The sequence below is a fragment of the Kribbella sp. WER1 genome (assembly GCF_054189145.1).
On sequence record NZ_CM135186.1, the window covers coordinates 6,332,147 to 6,348,833 of the forward strand.

The 16,687-nt window shown below is 70.1% G+C and carries 21 protein-coding genes; 7 read left to right on the top strand and 14 right to left on the bottom strand.

Going from position 1 to position 16,687, the window contains the following annotated elements:
• Nucleotides 1-49: 49 nt before the first annotated feature.
• A complete protein-coding gene (locus ACXJJ3_RS30930) occupies nucleotides 50-796 on the top strand; it encodes a hypothetical protein (protein WP_458165376.1) in 747 nt (248 codons plus the stop codon).
• Here ACXJJ3_RS30930 and ACXJJ3_RS30935 read toward each other — a convergent pair.
• Nucleotides 738-1,526 (bottom strand): ABC transporter ATP-binding protein, encoded by a 789-nt coding sequence (locus ACXJJ3_RS30935; protein ID WP_458165377.1) that lies wholly within the window; start codon nucleotides 1,524-1,526, stop codon nucleotides 738-740. The genes ACXJJ3_RS30930 and ACXJJ3_RS30935 overlap by 59 nt on opposite strands.
• Nucleotides 1,514-2,842, bottom strand: coding sequence for a 2-isopropylmalate synthase (locus tag ACXJJ3_RS30940; protein ID WP_458165378.1), 1,329 nt, complete (start codon nucleotides 2,840-2,842; stop codon nucleotides 1,514-1,516). The genes ACXJJ3_RS30935 and ACXJJ3_RS30940 overlap by 13 nt, the downstream gene beginning before the upstream one ends.
• Before the next feature lie 183 nt (nucleotides 2,843-3,025).
• Between ACXJJ3_RS30940 and ACXJJ3_RS30945 the strand changes: the two genes are divergently transcribed.
• Entirely contained in the window at nucleotides 3,026-3,694 is a 669-nt protein-coding gene (locus ACXJJ3_RS30945) for a FadR/GntR family transcriptional regulator (RefSeq protein WP_458165379.1), read from the top strand.
• On the opposite strand, the gene ACXJJ3_RS30950 is transcribed toward ACXJJ3_RS30945, so the two are convergent.
• The 3 genes from ACXJJ3_RS30950 to glpX are packed head-to-tail and all read right to left on the bottom strand — an operon-like array spanning nucleotide 3,683 to nucleotide 6,137.
• Nucleotides 3,683-4,156, bottom strand: a complete 474-nt coding sequence (locus ACXJJ3_RS30950; RefSeq protein ID WP_458165380.1) for a hypothetical protein — start codon at nucleotides 4,154-4,156, stop codon at nucleotides 3,683-3,685. The two genes, ACXJJ3_RS30945 and ACXJJ3_RS30950, sit on opposite strands and share 12 nt — an antisense overlap.
• Before the next feature lie 2 nt (nucleotides 4,157-4,158).
• The gene (locus tag ACXJJ3_RS30955; RefSeq protein ID WP_458165381.1) at nucleotides 4,159-5,106 is read right to left on the bottom strand and encodes a carbohydrate kinase family protein; all 948 of its coding nucleotides are present in this window, start codon (nucleotides 5,104-5,106) and stop codon (nucleotides 4,159-4,161) included.
• Nucleotides 5,103-6,137, bottom strand: a complete 1,035-nt coding sequence (gene glpX / locus ACXJJ3_RS30960; RefSeq protein ID WP_458165383.1) for a class II fructose-bisphosphatase — start codon at nucleotides 6,135-6,137, stop codon at nucleotides 5,103-5,105. The genes ACXJJ3_RS30955 and glpX overlap by 4 nt, the downstream gene beginning before the upstream one ends.
• 149 nt (nucleotides 6,138-6,286) lie before the next feature.
• Between glpX and ACXJJ3_RS30965 the strand changes: the two genes are divergently transcribed.
• Entirely contained in the window at nucleotides 6,287-6,934 is a 648-nt protein-coding gene (locus tag ACXJJ3_RS30965; protein WP_458165384.1) for a DUF4245 domain-containing protein, read from the top strand.
• A 249-nt stretch (nucleotides 6,935-7,183) separates the two neighbouring features.
• Nucleotides 7,184-7,825: a nucleotidyltransferase family protein gene (locus tag ACXJJ3_RS30970; protein WP_458165385.1), complete on the top strand. Its 642-nt coding sequence runs from the start codon at nucleotides 7,184-7,186 to the stop codon at nucleotides 7,823-7,825.
• A 33-nt stretch (nucleotides 7,826-7,858) separates the two neighbouring features.
• Here the strand turns inward: ACXJJ3_RS30970 and ACXJJ3_RS30975 are convergent, their stop codons facing one another.
• Nucleotides 7,859-8,179 carry a DMT family transporter gene (locus ACXJJ3_RS30975; protein WP_458165386.1) on the bottom strand — a complete coding sequence of 107 codons (321 nt, stop codon included), beginning with the start codon at nucleotides 8,177-8,179 and terminating at the stop codon, nucleotides 7,859-7,861.
• Between the two features lie 63 nt (nucleotides 8,180-8,242).
• Here ACXJJ3_RS30975 and ACXJJ3_RS30980 point away from each other — a divergent pair, with 63 nt between their 5' ends.
• Entirely contained in the window at nucleotides 8,243-8,869 is a 627-nt protein-coding gene (locus ACXJJ3_RS30980) for a TetR/AcrR family transcriptional regulator (protein WP_458165387.1), read from the top strand.
• On the opposite strand, the gene ACXJJ3_RS30985 is transcribed toward ACXJJ3_RS30980, so the two are convergent.
• From ACXJJ3_RS30985 to xseA, 5 genes are all read right to left on the bottom strand, one after another.
• A complete protein-coding gene (locus ACXJJ3_RS30985) occupies nucleotides 8,859-10,427 on the bottom strand; it encodes an SMI1/KNR4 family protein (protein ID WP_458165388.1) in 1,569 nt (522 codons plus the stop codon). The genes ACXJJ3_RS30980 and ACXJJ3_RS30985 overlap by 11 nt on opposite strands.
• A gap of 9 nt (nucleotides 10,428-10,436) precedes the next feature.
• Nucleotides 10,437-11,360, bottom strand: coding sequence for a hypothetical protein (locus ACXJJ3_RS30990; protein ID WP_458165389.1), 924 nt, complete (start codon nucleotides 11,358-11,360; stop codon nucleotides 10,437-10,439).
• Nucleotides 11,361-11,464: 104 nt separating this feature from the next.
• Nucleotides 11,465-11,917, bottom strand: a complete 453-nt coding sequence (locus ACXJJ3_RS30995; RefSeq protein ID WP_458165391.1) for an N-acetyltransferase family protein — start codon at nucleotides 11,915-11,917, stop codon at nucleotides 11,465-11,467.
• Between the two features lie 44 nt (nucleotides 11,918-11,961).
• Nucleotides 11,962-12,177: an exodeoxyribonuclease VII small subunit gene (locus ACXJJ3_RS31000; protein WP_458165392.1), complete on the bottom strand. Its 216-nt coding sequence runs from the start codon at nucleotides 12,175-12,177 to the stop codon at nucleotides 11,962-11,964.
• Nucleotides 12,174-13,388, bottom strand: a complete 1,215-nt coding sequence (xseA, locus tag ACXJJ3_RS31005; protein ID WP_458165393.1) for an exodeoxyribonuclease VII large subunit — start codon at nucleotides 13,386-13,388, stop codon at nucleotides 12,174-12,176. The genes ACXJJ3_RS31000 and xseA overlap by 4 nt, the downstream gene beginning before the upstream one ends.
• Between xseA and ACXJJ3_RS31010 the strand changes: the two genes are divergently transcribed.
• On the top strand, nucleotides 13,315-13,911 hold the full coding sequence (locus tag ACXJJ3_RS31010; RefSeq protein ID WP_458165394.1) for a hypothetical protein: 597 nt from the start codon (nucleotides 13,315-13,317) through the stop codon (nucleotides 13,909-13,911). The genes xseA and ACXJJ3_RS31010 overlap by 74 nt on opposite strands.
• Nucleotides 13,912-14,030: 119 nt before the next feature.
• Nucleotides 14,031-15,071 carry a 4-hydroxy-3-methylbut-2-enyl diphosphate reductase gene (locus ACXJJ3_RS31015; RefSeq protein ID WP_458171967.1) on the top strand — a complete coding sequence of 347 codons (1,041 nt, stop codon included), beginning with the start codon at nucleotides 14,031-14,033 and terminating at the stop codon, nucleotides 15,069-15,071.
• Here the strand turns inward: ACXJJ3_RS31015 and ACXJJ3_RS31020 are convergent.
• The 3 genes from ACXJJ3_RS31020 to ACXJJ3_RS31030 all read right to left on the bottom strand — a co-directional run bounded on the left by ACXJJ3_RS31020 (nucleotide 15,064) and on the right by ACXJJ3_RS31030 (nucleotide 16,671).
• Nucleotides 15,064-15,702, bottom strand: coding sequence for a hypothetical protein (locus tag ACXJJ3_RS31020; RefSeq protein WP_458165395.1), 639 nt, complete (start codon nucleotides 15,700-15,702; stop codon nucleotides 15,064-15,066). The two genes, ACXJJ3_RS31015 and ACXJJ3_RS31020, sit on opposite strands and share 8 nt — an antisense overlap.
• A gap of 3 nt (nucleotides 15,703-15,705) precedes the next feature.
• On the bottom strand, nucleotides 15,706-16,218 hold the full coding sequence (locus ACXJJ3_RS31025; RefSeq protein ID WP_458165396.1) for a SigE family RNA polymerase sigma factor: 513 nt from the start codon (nucleotides 16,216-16,218) through the stop codon (nucleotides 15,706-15,708).
• Nucleotides 16,219-16,311: 93 nt separating this feature from the next.
• The gene (locus tag ACXJJ3_RS31030; protein WP_458165397.1) at nucleotides 16,312-16,671 is read right to left on the bottom strand and encodes a winged helix-turn-helix transcriptional regulator; all 360 of its coding nucleotides are present in this window, start codon (nucleotides 16,669-16,671) and stop codon (nucleotides 16,312-16,314) included.
• Nucleotides 16,672-16,687: the final 16 nt, after the last annotated feature.

Genomic DNA, 16,687 nt, shown 5'->3' on the forward strand with positions numbered 1-16,687 from the left:
GGACAATGCTCAGCTGGGTGTTTGTCCGTGGTCCGGCGGCGGCGTACGCGTGGGCGGACTCCGGTTCGTCGCGTTCGGGATAGCCGCACTCGCGGCGACGGGATTGGTCGCCGGTGCCGGGGCCGGGATCGCTGCCCTGGTCGGGCTCGCTCGCGGTGGGGCGGTCGGTGATGCGGCCTTTGTGGGGGCGGGGATCGGGCTCGGTGTGGTGATGGCCTGGCTGGTGGTGAGCCTGGTCGTCGTGGCGGTCCTCTGGGTCCGCGGCGTCAGCCCGTCCGAGACGGCCTCGGGCAGGCCGGCGGCCGGTCGGCATGCAGCGGGTGGGTACGGCTGGCGGCGTCGGGGGGAGCCGCTGGTGCCGGGGAGTCTGGTGGCGTTCTTCGTCCTGATGGCGATCATGTTCGGAAGCCTCGGGCTGCAGGCTCGGAGCGTCGCCCGACCGCCGGACGGGCCGACGGCACGAACCTCGGGGACGGTAGTCGCCGTCCACGAACCCCCGTGGTACGAGAAGGGCTCCGGCACGGTAGACATCCGGTACTCCGTCGACGGCGCGGAATTCATGGTGAAGACCGGAAGAGACCCGGGCGAACACCTGCTCGCGCTCGGCGAAGTCGTACCCATCGAGTACGAGCTCGCCGAGCCGTCGAGCGCCCGTTGTGTCTGGACCGTCGAGTCCGCACGAGACGACCAGACGTTCTGGCTGTGGCTCGGCGGCAGTTGTGCCGCGCTCGCGCTGCTCAGCGGGCTTGGGTACGGCGTCCCGCGGTGGCGGTCCAGCGGCCGGCGTGGTGGGTGATGGTGATGGGGTGGGCGAACGTGGTGGAGATCTGGTCGGTGGTGATGACGTCGTCGACGGGGCCGGCCGCGAGGAGCTGGCCGTCGCGGATGAGGGCGGCGTGGGTGGTGCAGGTGGGGAGTTCTTCGAGGTGGTGGGTGACGAGGATCCACGCAAGGTGTGGGTGACTGGCGTGGATCTGGTCGAGGACCTCGAGGAGTTGTTCGCGGGCGGCGACGTCGAGGCCGGTGGAGGGCTCGTCGAGGAGCATGAGTTGCGGGTCGGAGATGAGGGCGCGGGCGATCAGCGCGCGCCCGCGTTCGCCTTGGGAGATGGTGGTCCAGGGGGCGTCGGCCAGCGCGCCGACACCCAGTAGGTCGATCAGTTCCGAAGCACGCGCGGACTCGGCGGTCGACGGCTCCCAGCGCGGCATCCGTTCGATGGTGCCGGTGAGGCCGGTGAGTACGACGTCCCGGATGCTCAGCGGCGATCGCAACGGGTGCCGCGGGTTCACGTGGCCGATGGATTCGCGCAACGTGCGGATGTCGACCGTTCCGAGCCGGCGGCCAAGGATCTCGACCGTGCCGCGGGTCGGGTGCGTGACGGCCCCGCACAGCCCGAGCATCGTGCTCTTGCCGGCGCCGTTCGGCCCGAGCAGCGCCCACCGCTCGCCTTCGCCCACCGTCAGTGTCACCCCGGACAGCAGCGGTTTGCCGTCCCGGACGAAGTCGACGTCCTTCAGTTCGAGCACCCGTAAACCTCCTCGTACAACGCCTTCAACTCTTCCGCACTCGTTTCCCGGCCGGTCGCATCCGTGTGCTGCTGGACGTGCTGCGCAAAGTCCCGCTCAGCGGCAGGATCGAGCCGGATCCCGTACACAGACTCCAGCACATGCGCGATCCCACCCTTACCCGACTGGCTGTTCACCCGCACGACGGCCTCGTACCCGCGCCCGACGTCGGCCGGATCGATCGGCAGGTACGGCACCTCCCAGAACCCGTCGCCCTGGACGGCGAACCCCTTCCGGATCGCGTCCTGGTGTGTCCCCGAGAACGCCGTGTACACGAGCTCCCCGACATACGGGTGCCGCGGATGGATCGGCATCCGGGTGCAGTACTCGACCACGGAGCGGATCCCGTCGATGTCGGAGAAGTCGATCATCGGGTCGACGCCCTGGGCGTGCAGGTTCAGCGCGAGCGTGGCGATGTCGACGTTCCCGGTCCGTTCGCCGTTGCCGAAGACGCAGCCCTCGACGCGTTGCGCCCCGGCGAGTACGGCGAGCTCGGCGCAGGCGATGCCGGTCCCGCGGTCGTTGTGCGGGTGCACCGACAGGATGACCCCGTCGCGGCGCGGCAGGTTCTGGTGCATGTACTCGATCTGGTCGGCGTACACGTTCGGCGTCGCGGCCTCGACGGTGGCCGGCAGGTTCAGGATCACCGGCCGCTCCGGGGTCGCGTCCCACTGCTTGGTGAGCCGGTCCGCGAGCTCGAGGACGAAGTCCGGCTCGGTCAGGTTGTACACCTCGGGTGAGAACTGGAACCGGACGGTGTCGCCGGCCAGCCGCTGGATCTCTTCGGACCCGGCGTGGATCATCGCGGCCAGCTCGTCCCGCGACTTGCGCAGTACGACGTCCCGCCACACCGGCGCGGTGGCGGCGTACAGGTGGATCACGACGTCGCCGCGCATCCCGGCGACCGACTCGACGGTCCGGGCGATCAGATCCGGCCGGGCCGGGGTGAAGACCACGATCGTCACGTCGGACGGGACCAGGTCCGAGGTGGCGAGCAGCCGGACGAAGTCGAAGTCGGTCTGCGACGCGGACGGGTACCCGACCTCGATCTCCTTGTAGCCGATGGCAACCATCAGCTCGAAGAACTTCCGTTTCCGTTCCGGGTCCATCGGGTCGGCGAGCGCCTGGTTGCCGTCCCGGAGGTCGACCGGGACCCAGAGTGGCGCCTGGGTGATCCGGCGGTCGGGCCAGGTCCTGTCGATGGGGGCGACCGGGACCTTGGCGAAGATGTCGCGGTACCGGTGGCTGGGCATCGGCGACGGCTGCTGACGGTTCATACGAGGGTCCTTCCGAGAGCGGGGGAGGACCGGCGGACGACTGCACTCCACGGTGGGAGCGCCGGTCGAATCAGCTCCCGCCGTGGCGGCCAAGAAGGAGGAGACCCGGGAGCGAGCGCATGCCGAGCACGGTATCAACTCCTCAGACAAGCTGACAAGCCGGGTCCGTTTAGACTGGCCCGCATGATCCGCCGACACCCGCTCGCCGAGCAGGCCGCCGAGGAGCTGCTGCGCCGGATCGGGAGCGGTGAGTTCACGCTCGGCGCCAAGCTCCCGGGCGAGACCACGCTGGCCGCGCAGCTCGGCGTCGGCCGGTCGACGATCCGCGAGGCGGTCCGGGAGCTGGCCGGTCGCCGGGTGCTGGAGAGCCGGCAGGGCGCGGGCGTGTTCGTGATCGCGCTGCAGGCCGCCGAGGACTGGGACAAGGTGCTGCGCAAGGCCGACATCACCGACGTCCTCGAGGGCCGGCTGGCGATCGAGACCGAGGGCGCCCGGCTGGCCGCGTCCCGTCGGACGCCGGGGGACCTGAAGAACTTCCGCTACACGCTCGCGGACCGCAAACGGGCGGCCGCGAACGCGCCGGACGACTGGTACATCGAGGCCGACCTGGCGTTCCACCGCGCGGTCGTGACGGCGGCGCACAACGCCGTACTGACCGAGCTGTTCGACACGTTCGTGCCGCGGATCCGGCGGGCGATGATCGACATGCTGAAGCTCGACGACGAGCACCGGCACCGGCACGACCAGGCGGCGCACGAGGCGATCGCGGAGGCGATCCGCGCGAAGGACCCCGAGCTCGCGGCGGCCCGGTCCCGCGAACACCTCAGCGCCGTACGAAGCTCAGTCAGTTAGATGCTGGCGGTGCAGCGCGCGCAGCCAGGGCGCGAGCGCGTCCAGGTCCTCGACGTTGTCCTGCGAGATCGAGATCGGGCGGGTACGCCGGTCCGCCGGGCGCACCTGCACCGCCCGCGCGAGCGGTAGTCCGGCCGGCTCGTCGATGCCGGTGATGCCCGACCACGGCAGGCTGCGGCCGCGGGTGATGCCCTCGGCGTTCACGGTGACGACCGGGCGGTTCGTGATCAGCTGCCACGCGGTCAGCCCGGTGCCGTACACGAACGCTGCGAGCGCGGTCAGCCGCAGGACGCCGAGCGTGCCGGACACGCCGTCCGTCCGCAGGTGGTCGACGTTCGTCCACGCCGACAGCACCATCAGCAGCCCGAACCCGATCAGCCGCACCCACAACCTGCTCCGGCGCGGCGGGAACTCCACACTGCCTTTGGACTCCAGCTCGGCGGACCACGCGTCGGCGGACACCGTCAGGAGCCCCAGGTCGCCGTGTACTCGGCCGCGGTCGGCGGGTCGGCGCCGTTCCGCGTACAGGTGATCGCCGCCGCCCGGACCGCGTACTCCACGACGTCGTGCAGGTCCTCGGCCGTCAGCCCGGCGAGCCGCCGTACACCGAGCAGCCCGCGCTTCTCGAGGCCCGCGATCAGCGCGGACATGAACGAGTCGCCGGCGCCGACCGTGTCGACCACCTGGATCGCCGGCGCGATCACGTCCACCTGCGCGTCCCGGCTGACCCCGAGCGCGCCCTTGCCGCCGCGGGTGATCACCACGCACTGCGTCCGCTCCACGGTCAGCAGCTCCGCGGCGATGTCCGTCGGGTCCATCCCCGGCCGCAGGAACTCGCAGTCCTCGTCGCTCAGCTTCACCAGGTCGCTCGCCGCGGCCAGCTGCCGTACGGCGTCCCACGTCGAGACCGGGTCCGGCGTGATGCTCGGCCGCGCGTTCGGGTCCAGCGTGACGGTCACCGGCTGGTCCTCGAGCGACTCGAGGAAAGTCCGGATCGCCGCCGCGCCGGGCTCCAGCACGGTCGCGATCGACCCGGTGTGCACGGCCGGGCAACCGCGGGACAGCGACAGCGCCGGCGGCTCCCAGGTGATGTCGAACTGATACGTCGCGACGCCCTCCGCATCCAGCGTCGCGGTCGCCGTACTGGTCCGGAAATGCGGGTCGACGGACCCCGGCGCCAGCTGTACGCCGTTCCCGAACAGGTGCGCGCCGAGCTGGTCGCCGTACCCGTCGGTGCCGAACCGGGTGACCAGCTCGGTCGGTACGCCGAGCCGCGCCAGGCCGACCGCCACGTTCGCGGGGGACCCGCCCGGGGTCGCGTTGGTCTTGCCGTTGCCGTTCCGGCCGTTCTTCGGCGCCGGGCCTACGATGTCCACGAGAGCCTCGCCGATCACGAGGACCGGGGCGCTCATCGGGCGTGCTCGAAGTCGATCGCGGAGTACGCGCGCAGCTTCTCCAGCTGGTGGACGCTCTCGATCGAGCGGATCGTGCCGCTCCGGGAGCGCATCACCAGCGAGTGCGTGCGGGCCGTCGAACGGCCGTACCGGACGCCGCGGAGCAGCTCGCCGTCGGTGATGCCGGTCGCGACGAAGAAGCAGTCGTCACCGCTGACCAGGTCGTCGGTGTCCAGCACCCGGTCCAGGTCGTGCCCGGCGTCGACCGCCTTCTGCCGCTCGGCGTCGTCCTGCGGCCAGAGCTTGCCCTGGATCTTCCCGCCGAGGCACTTCATCGCGCAGGCCGCGATGATGCCCTCCGGCGTCCCGCCGATACCGAGCAGCATGTCCAGGCCGGTGTCCGGCCGGGCCGCCTCGACCGCACCCGCCACGTCGCCGTCGGAGATGAACTTGATCCGCGCGCCGGTGGCCCGGATCTGCCGCGCCAGGTCCTCGTGCCGTGGCCGGTCCAGCAGTACGACGGTGACGTCGTCGACCGACGAGCCCTTCGCCTTCGCGACCCGGCGGATGTTCTCCGCGACCGGGAGCCGGATGTCGACCACCTCGGCCGCCTCCGGGCCGACCACCAGCTTCTCCATGTAGAAGACCGCGGACGGGTCGTACATCGAGTGCCGCGGCGCGACCGCCATCACCGCGATGCCGTTCGCCATGCCCTTCGCGACCAGCGTGGTGCCGTCCACCGGGTCGACCGCTACGTCGCACTCCGGACCGGCGCCGGCGCCGACCTGCTCGCCGTTGAAGAGCATCGGGGCGTTGTCCTTCTCGCCCTCGCCGATCACCACCACGCCGTTCATCCCGACGGTGCCGATCAGCGTCCGCATCGCGTTCACCGCCGCGCCGTCGGCGCCGTTCTTGTCGCCCCGCCCGACCCAGCGTCCGGCCGCCATCGCCGCGGCCTCGGTGACCCGGACCAGTTCAAGCGCGAGGTTCCGGTCGGGCGCATGCGCCTCGACCTCCAGATGGGCCGGTGGCGAAGTCGGGTCGGTCACGCCTTCGCCTCGCTGCGCTCGGCTCCGGCCTGACCGACAAGGTCGGCTCTGCTGGTTGTTCGCTCGCTGCGCTCGCTCATGTCCACGGATCGTAGCCAACGACCCTGGGTGGTGTTCGAGTGGATTGCGCAACGCGAGACACTGTGGGTATGAGTTCGACAGGTCAGGACGCTCCCGGCGACGCCGAGGCCCAGCAGAAGGCCGAGGAGAAGGCTGCTGAGAAGGCCCGCGAGCGCGCCCAGGTCCAGGCGGAGGCGAACGAGTACCGGCAGGCGTACCGCCGGGACAAGGCGAAGTCGCAGACCGTCGGCAACATGGTGTTCGCGATGGCGATCTGCCTGGCCGTGGTCGCGTTCCTGATCATCGTCACCTGGCGGCCCAAGCACGAGGAAGTGAAGGCGGTCGAGTACACCGCCCAGTTGCAGGACGCCCGCAAGGTCGCACCGTGGATCCGCGGCCCCGAACCGATGCCGGCCGGCTGGGCCGCGAACAGCGTGGACTTCAGCAACCAGCCGCAGGAGCCGATCACCTGGCACCTCGGGACCGTGACCGACAAGAAGATGTACGTCGGGCTCGAGCAGTCGAACATGGCGACCGGGAAGTTCCTGTCCGACACGCTCGGCCGTACCGTCGACGACGGCACCGCGACGGTCGCCGGAGCGACCTGGCAGCGCAAGGTGCTGCTCGACCGGAAGAACGAGAACGCCTTGGTGCTGGTGACTTCCGGCATCACCACGATCGTCACCGGGAACGCCGGCTACCCGGCCCTCGCCACCTTCGCCACTGCCCTGCACTGACGGCGCTACCGCCCGGTATTGACCATTTACTGGGCGTTTGCGACCACTTTCCGGACGGTCGTTGACACCTGCCCAGAGCAGGCGCTTCCATCGAAGCTCGGCTTTGTACGCTCGGGGACCAGCGAATCGAGTCTGTGGCAATGTCTCCTGGCCCTACGCCTACTCCGCGGTACTCGGCTCGCTACGGCGTGGAGCCAGAAGACATTGCCAGGATGTGCCTGCCGTCCCGGTCGGGGAGTTGACCCGCCGATGTTCATCACGGGGCTGTTGCTGGGTGCTGATGCCGCGCCTCATCTCGGTGCACCGTGGCAGTTGCTGGCCTATCGCGGCGGCACGGTGTTCGGTGCGGCGCTGGACGGGGCGCGGGACTGCGGGTTCGACCAGCTGGTGGTGACGCTGGGCAGCGCGTCCGCGGAGATCCGCGACCGGGTCGGCCTGGACGGGGTCCGGGTGGTCGAGTCGCCGCACTTCGACACCGGCAGCGCGTCGATCGTGCCGGCGCTGGACGCGGTCGACCGGCGCGCCGACGGGATCGTCGTACTGCCCGGGGACCAGCCCGGGATCACGTCCGCCGCGGTGTGGTCGCTGGTCGCCGAGGTGGCCACGCCGATCGGTGTCTGCCGGTACGACGACGGCGAGAGCTTCCCGTGCTGGTTCGGGCGGGAGCTGTTCGGGGAACTCCGGGCTTTGCGCAGCGACGCCGATCTGTGGGACCCGATCCACGACGGCAGTCACCCGGTCACCCGAGTGGATGCCATCGGCAACATCCCGCCGCGAGCGACCACCTGGTCGACGTACCGGCAGCTGCTCTCCGGTACGCCGGGCGTCCCCGAAGACCTCCACCCCACCCGCGCCGCCACCTACACCCGCCGCCGCTCAACCACCCCGTAACCGCCCGGTCCGAGCGGCTCGGTCCGGGCTGAGTCAGTCGGCGCCGGCGAGGCGGAGGCCGATGACGCCGGTGACGATCAGCGCGATGCAGGCCAGGCGTCCCGGCGTGACCGGCTCGTGGAACAGCACGATCCCGAGCGTCACCACCCCGACCGACCCGATCCCGGTCCAGACCGCGTACGCCGTCCCGACCGGCAGCCGGTCGAGCGTCCTCGCCAGCAGCGCCACCGAGATCACCCCGAACACCAGCACCCCGAGCGTCGGCCACAATCGGCTGAACCCCTCGCTCGGCTTCAGGCTGAGCGCGAACGCGATCTCGAACGCCGCCGCCGCGAGCAACACGATCCAGGCCATCAGACTGCCACCGCTCCCCACATGTGCTTCCTCCCGCGCCCTGAGCGGACTACAGTCCGTCTCATGGACGACAGTACCGGACCGGAGTCCGCTTCACAACGTGGCCTGCCCGTCGTGGGTGCCCTGCGCCCGGAGCGCGCTGACGCCCGCCGCAACCGGCTGCGGGTACTGGAGGCTGCCGACCGGCTGTTCACCGAGCACGGCGTCAAGAACGTCTCGCTGGACGCGATCGCCGCCGAGGCGGGAGTCGGGAAGGGCACGGTGTTCCGCCGGTTCGGCGACCGTGCGGGGCTCGCGGTCGCGCTGCTCGACGAGCGCGAGCAGGAACTGCAGGCGAAGCTGCTCACCGGCCCGCCGCCGCTCGGCCCCGGTACCTCGCCGGTACTGCGGGTGGTCGCGTTCCTCGACGCGTACCTCGACCTGCTCGACCGGCACGTGGAGCTGTTCATGGACAGCGAGAACGCCTCCGACGGCGCGCGCTACCGGATCGGCTCGTACCACCTCTGGCACCGGCACCTGGCGCACCTGATCGAGTCGGCCCGCCCGGACCTCGACGCGGACTACACGGCCCACGTCTTGCTGGCGCCGCTCGCCGCCGACCTGCACAATGCCCTGCGGACCCAGGGCTTCGAGCTCGACCGGATGAAGGCCGGCCTGCGAGCCGTTGCCAAGGACCTGCTCAGCGCCTGAACCTCCCCTTGATCGTCACGACCTCACCACCCAGGCCGTCGGCCCACGCCAGCGCGTCGTCCATCGTCGGACGGCGCTTTTCGTACGCCTTGTCGAACGACCAGTAGAACTTCCGTTCCTGCAAGGGTTCCGCGGCCAGTTCGGCGACAGAAAGCGTTTTCGGAAATTTCGGAAACACCTGCCATTGTGGGCGGAGCATGCGCAGGTACCGCAGGCCGGACAGGTGATCCAGGCCGTCCGCGGCGGGAGCCTCGGCCACGTCGAGGGTGTGCAGATTCGGGCAGGACGCCAACGGCCGCAGATCCACCGGCTTCTCACTCCGCAGTACGACGTGACCGAGCGCCGGATGCCCTTGCAGGCCGCTCAGGTCGATCGTGTCGACGGCCAGCTCGAGCAGTTCGAGCTGTGTCTCGCGGAGCGGGGAGAGGTCGAGGCCGGCGCAGTTGCGGACCGACAGCCTCGCCAGCGGCGTTCCGCGCACGGGTGCGAGATCCACCCACGGGGCGTCGTGCACCACCAGCTCGCGGGTCTCGTCGGTCAACCCGCGGATCGGGCCCGCGTCCCGGCCGCTGACCGTCAGCCGGCACGCCTCGTCGTACCGGCGCTCGAAGTGGTAGGCATCGCCGGAGTCGGTCCAGAGCCTGCCGTCCTCGTCGTGTTCGACCCGGCCGGCGCGCAGCGTGTCGACGTGCGTCCGGAGCAGCGCGGTCACCGAGTCGGCGACGTACACCGGGCCGTCGTCGCGATGCCGGCCGATCACGATCACCTGCCCGCGCCGCCCGTTCGGGCCGGGGGCCATGTCGACCGCGAGGAAGTCGCCGAAGGTATCGGTGGCGAACGGGATCCAGCCCGGATGGTCGTGCACCCGGCGGACCGCGCCCGGCGGGCCGAAGTCGATAGCCGGCGGCTCGCCGTACCGGCGCCATCCGCGCCTGACCCACCAGCGCTCGGCGCTCAGCTCCAGCAACGTCTCGCTGTCGAACCAGCAGAACCCGTGCAACTGCCCGAACCCGCCGTCGCCGTCGTACGTCGCGTACAACGCGGCCAGGTCCCGCGGCAGGCCCGGCGGAACCTCCACCGAGGGCGGCAGCTCCGGGTGTACCTCGAGGACCTGGTGCAGCAGCTGGTGGTACTCGTTGATCAGGGCAACCGCTTCGTCCGGGTCGCCCGCCTCGCCCGCGACAGATCCGGGGACGTCGAGCGGCGGCGGCTCCGAGTCCGCGTCCAGGACGTACCGGAAGCCGCGGCGGTCCGCGCGCTGCAGCCGTTCGCTCAGCACCGCGCGGAACCGGCCGCGGGCCTCCAGCTCGAGGTCGATCGTGAGGCGCTCCGTTGCCTCAAGCAACGTGTGGATCGCGCACAGGCCTTCGTGGACGTCGATCTCGCCCGCGGACCGGTCGTCCGGTGCGAAGGTGATCCCTTCGTGCCCGGACGCGCCGTCGCCGAGCGCATACCCGTGCAGCGCGGCCCGCTTCCAACCCTTCGGCGCGGCGGCGGCGATCCGCTCGGCGAGCCCGGCCAGGAGCGCGACCAGCGCGTCCTCACGATGTCTGTCCACCGGTCCGGATCAGCCCCGGTTGCTCAGCAGCGCGAGCGCCAGGTCATGCTGCTCCCGCGACGGCGGCCGCATCCAGGTGAACCCGGAGTTGCCGTTCTCCAGCATCCGCGCCATCACGACCGCCAGCACGTCGCGCGGTTCGGCGTACTGCATCTCCGGGCGCGCCTCGTGGTAGTGCTTCACGACGCGCTCGAAGCAGAACACGAGCGTGTTGATGTACTTGCTCTTCTCCGCCTCGGCCCGGTCGAACGCGGCCAGGTACTCCGGGTTCTCCGGCCGCATGACCTCCCTCATCACGTCCAGCCGGTTGTTCAGCGGGGCCTGCGGACCGGCGACCGCGCCTGCGTCGTCGTACATCCGGTCCACGTGGTCCGGGCGCTTCGCCAGCACGCCCATCGTCACGAAACCGTTGTCCTCGTCGGCGTACCCGCCGGCGAACTCGTGTTCCACGGACTGCGCGTGCGTCGCGGACATGATCGCGTCGGTGAACGCGTACTTGTCCATCCCGTCGAGCTGCTCGACGCCCTCGCCCATCCACTCGTCGTCGTTGTAGAGCACGCCCGGGATCTCACCGTCCGCGGCCTGCGAGATCAGGTGCTGTACGGCGCCGGCCGGGTCCTGCAGCGCGTTCGGGCCCATCGCGGCGAACTGCTCGGTCAACCAGAACAGCGAGATCAGCATCATCGGGCGGTACACCCGCAGGATGCCCTGCTCGCGCATCGGGTAGCAGCCGCGGTCGTCGTCGTACGCCTCCAGACCGGCCATGAACGCCTTCTCCTGGTCGAGCGTCAGCGTCAGCTCCCAGGCCCACTTCTGCTCGGAGTGGAACTTGTAGAAGTCCTCGCCCTTCAGCGGGTCGCGGATCTTCAGGAACCAGAAGACGAAGCCGCCGAGCCCGAGGACGAGCACGGCGATCACGATCAGCACGATCATTGCGGGGTAGATCCTCACGTGAGTGAACCAATTTCAGGAAAGTGGTTCACCGTAGTGAGGGATCAGGTCACCGTCGACGGGATCGGACGTGCTTTGCCGAACCTTCACGTCAACGGCGCGAACAGCCTGATTTCCGGGAGATTCCCGAGCGAGGAGTAGGTCCGGTCAGGGGTTTCGGTGAACCCGTACCGCGTGTAGAACGTGCGCGCGCGGGTGTTTGCCTCCAGCACCCAAAGCTGCACATTGGTACATTCCGCAGCTTTCAGATCGGCGCAGGCAGCGTCGGCGAGAGCACGGCCGGCACCGGTTCCCCAATGACCGGGGTGGACGAAGAGCGCGTACAGCTCGCCGGTGTTCGGCGGGGCGTCCGGGTCGCGCTCGGGGCCGACACCGGCGTACCCGATGATCTGGTCGTCGCGGACGGCGACGTGGATCCGGGAACGACCCGCGGCGATGCTGCCGGCCCAGCCGGCGGCGATCGCCGCGGGGTCCATCGCGTCCAGAAAGTCCTGCGGGACAAGCCCGGTGAAGGCCCCACGCCAGCTGGCGACCCGCACCTCGGCCGCCCCGAACAGATCCGAGGCCCGCGCAACTCGAGTAATCAGTCCGGCTTCTCCTCGTGGGCAGCTTGGGCCTTGGTCAGGCGTTCGCGGGCGCCGTCGAGCCACCGCTGGCAGGTGCTCGCGAGTTCCTCGCCGCGTTCCCACAGCGCCAGCGACTCCTCGAGTGTGGTGCCGCCGGCTTCGAGTTTGCGGACCACGTCGACGAGCTCCTCGCGGGCCTGCTCGTAGGTGATCTCGGGTCGGTCGCCGCTCACTTCTTCTCCTCGGACTTGACTTCCACCGCGAAGCGGCCGTCGGTGACCCGCGCCTGCAGCAGGTCCCCGGGCGCCACCTGCGCCATTTCCCGGACGGCCGTACCGTCGGCCAGTTGCAGCACGGAGTACCCGCGCTCGAGCGTCGCCTTCGGGGACAACGCCCGGACACTCGCCAGCCGGTGCGCGATGTCGTCGCTCGCCCGGTCCAGCCGGTGCGTGAGCGTCCGCCGGTTGCGCTCGACCAGCGCCGTGATCTCGTCGGACCGCCGCTGCAGGTCGCTCACCGGCGCCGCCAACGCCGGCCGCGAACGGATCGCCGCCAGCGCGTGCGCCTCGCGGTCCAGCCACGATCGCACCGCCCGCAGCCCGCGCTCGCGGAGCAGCCGGACACCGTCCAGCTCCTCGCGTACGTCGGGGACGATCCGCTTCGCCGCATCCGTCGGCGTCGACGCGCGCAGGTCCGCGACCAGGTCGAGCAGCGGCGTGTCCGGCTCGTGCCCGATCGCGCTCACGACCGGCGTACTCGTCTTGGAGACCGCCCGGATCAGCCCCTCGTCGGAGAACGGCAGCAGATCCTCGAGCGACCCGCCGCCGCGGGCGATCACGATCACCTCGACCGCGTCGTCCGCGTCCAGCTTCCGGAGCGCGGTCATCACCTCACCGGCCGCCGACGGCCCCTGCACCGACGCGTACTCGATCCGGAAGGCCACGGCCGGCCAGCGGCGCTTGGCGTTCTCCAGTACGTCGCGCTCGGCGGCGGAGTCGCGTCCGCAGATCAGGCCGATCGCGTGCGGCAGGAACGGCAGCCGCTTCTTCCGGTACGACTCGAACAGGCCCTCGGCGCCGAGCAGCTGCTTGAGCCGCTCGATCCGGGCCAGCAGCTCGCCGATCCCGACATGCCGGATCTCGCTGACCGCCAGCGCGAGCGTGCCGCGCCGGGCGAAGAAGTTCGGCTTCGCGTGCACGAGGACCCGGGACCCGTCCCGGACGTCGACCGTCTCGAACACCCGCCGGTTGCACGTGAACCGCAACGAGATGTCCGCGTCGGTGTCCCGCAATGTCCCGAACACGGTCGTCGTCCCACGCCCCACCGAGACGTCCGTCAGCTGCCCCTCGACCCACACGGACCCGAGCTGGTTGATCCAGCTCGCAATCCCGTTCGCAATCGTCCGAACAGCCGCAGGCGCTTCCGGCGACGTCTCCAAAGCCACCCCCAGACCCTACGACCTGTCACCGACAATCGAGGGATGCGCCCGCTCCTGCTCCTGGATTTCGACGGCCCGCTCAACCCCGCACGCGGCCTCGATTCCGCCGCCCGGCTACCGACACCACGAGCTGACCGAGGGCGCGAAGACCTGGCACCTCCTCCTCAACCCGGACCACGGCGCCGAGCTGAACGCGCTCGCGCGCAGTTACGACCTGGTCTGGGCGACCAGCTGGGAACACGGCGCGAACCGCCTGCTCTCGCCGCTGCTGGGTTTGCCGACGGATCTCCCGACGATCGTGTGGCCTGAGCGGTCGCCGGTACGGCGGGGTTCCTGGAAGGCGAAGTACGTCGCCGAGTGGGTGGGGGAGCGGGGGTTCGCGTGGGTGGACGACGAGGTTGGGGAGGTCGAGCGGGAGCGGTTTCCGGGGCAGCTGATCCTGCCGGTCGACGCGCGGACGGGACTGACCGCTCGGCACTTCGCGGCGCTTAAATCCTTTGCGGACAAAGGTTTTCCTGGGCATTCTTGAGGTCTGGAAACACCTCCCGCGGGGGAGCCGTCCGGACAGGGCGGACGGCTCCTCGACGTGTGGTTGTGGTGATGCTGCTCACAACGCCTGGTACGGGCGCGTCCGGTGCGGCCCGTACCATGGGAACCGTGACTGCCCAGCCTGACGACACCGGTGCACCGACCGCGACGAAGACCAAGCGCGTGCTGCTGGCGGCGCCGCGTGGGTACTGCGCGGGTGTGGATCGGGCCGTCGTCGCGGTGGAGAAGGCGCTCGACCTCTACGGGCCGCCGGTGTACGTCCGCAAGGAGATCGTGCACAACAAGTACGTCGTGCAGACGCTGCAGAAGCGCGGCGCGATCTTCGTCGACGAGACCGTCGAGGTGCCCGAGGGCGAGACGGTGATCTTCTCCGCGCACGGCGTCGCCCCGGTGGTGCACGAGGAGGCGGCCGCGCGGCAACTGAAGACGATCGACGCGACCTGCCCGCTGGTCACCAAGGTGCACCACGAGGCGAAGCGGTTCGCCGCCACCGACTACGACATCCTGCTGATCGGCCACGAGGGCCATGAGGAGGTCATCGGCACCTCCGGCGAGGCCCCCGACCACGTGCACATCGTCGACGGCCCGGACGACGTACCGAACATCACCGTCCGCGACCCGGAGAAGGTCGTCTGGCTGTCCCAGACCACCCTGTCGGTCGACGAGACGATGGAGACCGTACGCCGGCTGCGCGAGCGCTTCCCGCACCTGCAGGACCCGCCGAGCGACGACATCTGCTACGCGACCCAGAACCGGCAGGCCGCGGTCAAGAAGCTCGCCCCGGAGGCCGACCTGATGCTGGTCGTCGGCTCCCGCAACTCGTCCAACTCGGTCCGCCTGGTCGAGGTCGCGATCGAGCACGGCGCCAAGGGCGGCTACCTGGTCGACTTCGCCGACGAGATCGACGAGGCCTGGCTGGAGGGTGTCGACTCGGTCGGCGTCAGCAGCGGCGCGAGCGTCCCGGAGGTCCTGGTCCGCGACGTCCTGCGCTGGCTCGCCGAGCGCGGCTACGCCGACGTCCAGGAGGTGACGACCGCGGAGGAGAGCCTCACGTTCGCCCTCCCGCGCGACCTCCGCGCCGACCTGAAGGCGGCCGGCCTGCCCACCACCGGCACCTCCGACCACGCCGGGACTATCTGACCACCACGTGCGTGGTCGCGGTCGTCGGGAACCAGCCCTTCGTGCCGCAGTACTGGATCGTGTACGTGAACTTGTAGGTGCCCGGCTTCGTGAACGTGTGCGGGTCCGGGATCACGTACGTCTCGGACCCGGTCTTCAGCTTCTTGGTGGTGCAGCCGATCGAGCCGCCGTCGGAGCCGCTCTGGTAGCCGTCGCTGTAGGAGTAGACGGTGCCGGCCGACAGGTTCCTGAACGAGCTGTCCGGCAGCAGCGTCCCCTCGGGGATCCCGGTCGGGACGAAGGCCTTCCCGGACAGCGCGACCGTCATCTCGACGGTGCGTCCTTTGACGGTCGGCTTCAGTACGACCTTGATCGGTGGCGGCGGTTTCGGGGCGGCCGTCGGGGGACCGGTGATCGCGGTCTTCGGGGCGCCCGGGGTGTTGGTGACCGGCGGTGCGCCGCCGATGTCGGTGACGTTGCCCAGGGCAAGCGCGATGGCCAGCACGCAGGCCGCGGCCAGCGCGGTCACGCCCGCGGTACGCCGGCGGCGCGCCTTGCGGACCCGGGCGAACACGGCCTGGCTCGGTACGGCGCTCGGCGGCGGTGGGTCCGCGACCAACTGGGTGAAACGGTCCTTCAGGTCGTCGGTCATGGCTCAGGCCTCCTTCGGCGTGGAGACGGCCGCGACCAGGTGGTGTTCGCGGAGCTTCGCGAGGCCGCGGGAGACGTTGCTCTTCACGGTGCCGAGCGAGCAGCCCATGATGTCGGCGATCTCGGCCTCGGGCAGGTCCTCGAAGTACCGCAGGACGAGCGTCGCGCGGGTCCGGCGGGGGAGTGTGGCGAGGGCCCTGAGTAACAGGTCCCGGTCGTCGACCACGCCATACTCCGACTGCGTCTCCGGCTCGGGCAGGTGCTCGGTCGGTGTCTCGCCCTTCCACTTCCGGCGCCACCACTGGGTGCTGGTGTTCACCATCACGGTGCGGGTGTAGCTCTCCAGGGCGTTTGCGCTGCGCAACGAGTTGCGGTGGAACCACACCTTGGTCAACGAGGTCTGTACGAGGTCCTCGGCAAGATGCCACTCACCCGTCAGCAGGTACCCGAACCGCTGCAGCGCCGTGAACCGTCCGTCCACGAAGTCCGCGAACTCCTGATCCCGTCCTGGATCCATCCCAACCCCCAGCTCGTGTCCCGACCAGGAGTGTGATGACCCAACGGTCCCGAAAGGTTGACCCGTGATCGGACCGAGTGGGGGTTGTGATGTTCAGCTCGCGTCGTAGGCCGACTGGGCCTCGGTGATCGCCGGCATGTGCGTCTCGGCCCAGCTGGTGAGGACGCTGATCGGGTCGATGAGCGAGGCGCCCATCGGGGTGAGCGTGTAGACGACGCGGGGCGGGATCTCGGGGAAGACCTCGCGGGTGAGCAGGCCGTCGCGTTCCATCCGGCGCAGGGTCTGGGTGAGGACCTTCGGTGCCACCTGGCCGATGCCGTCGCGGAGCTCGGTGAAGCGCTGCGGGCCGGAGCGCAGGCGCAGGACGACGAGGACGGTCCACTTGTCGCCGAGGCGGTCCAGGATCACCCGCGTCGGGCAGTTCGGGTCGAAGACGTCTCCTTTGGTTACCACAAGGTACTTATAGCAC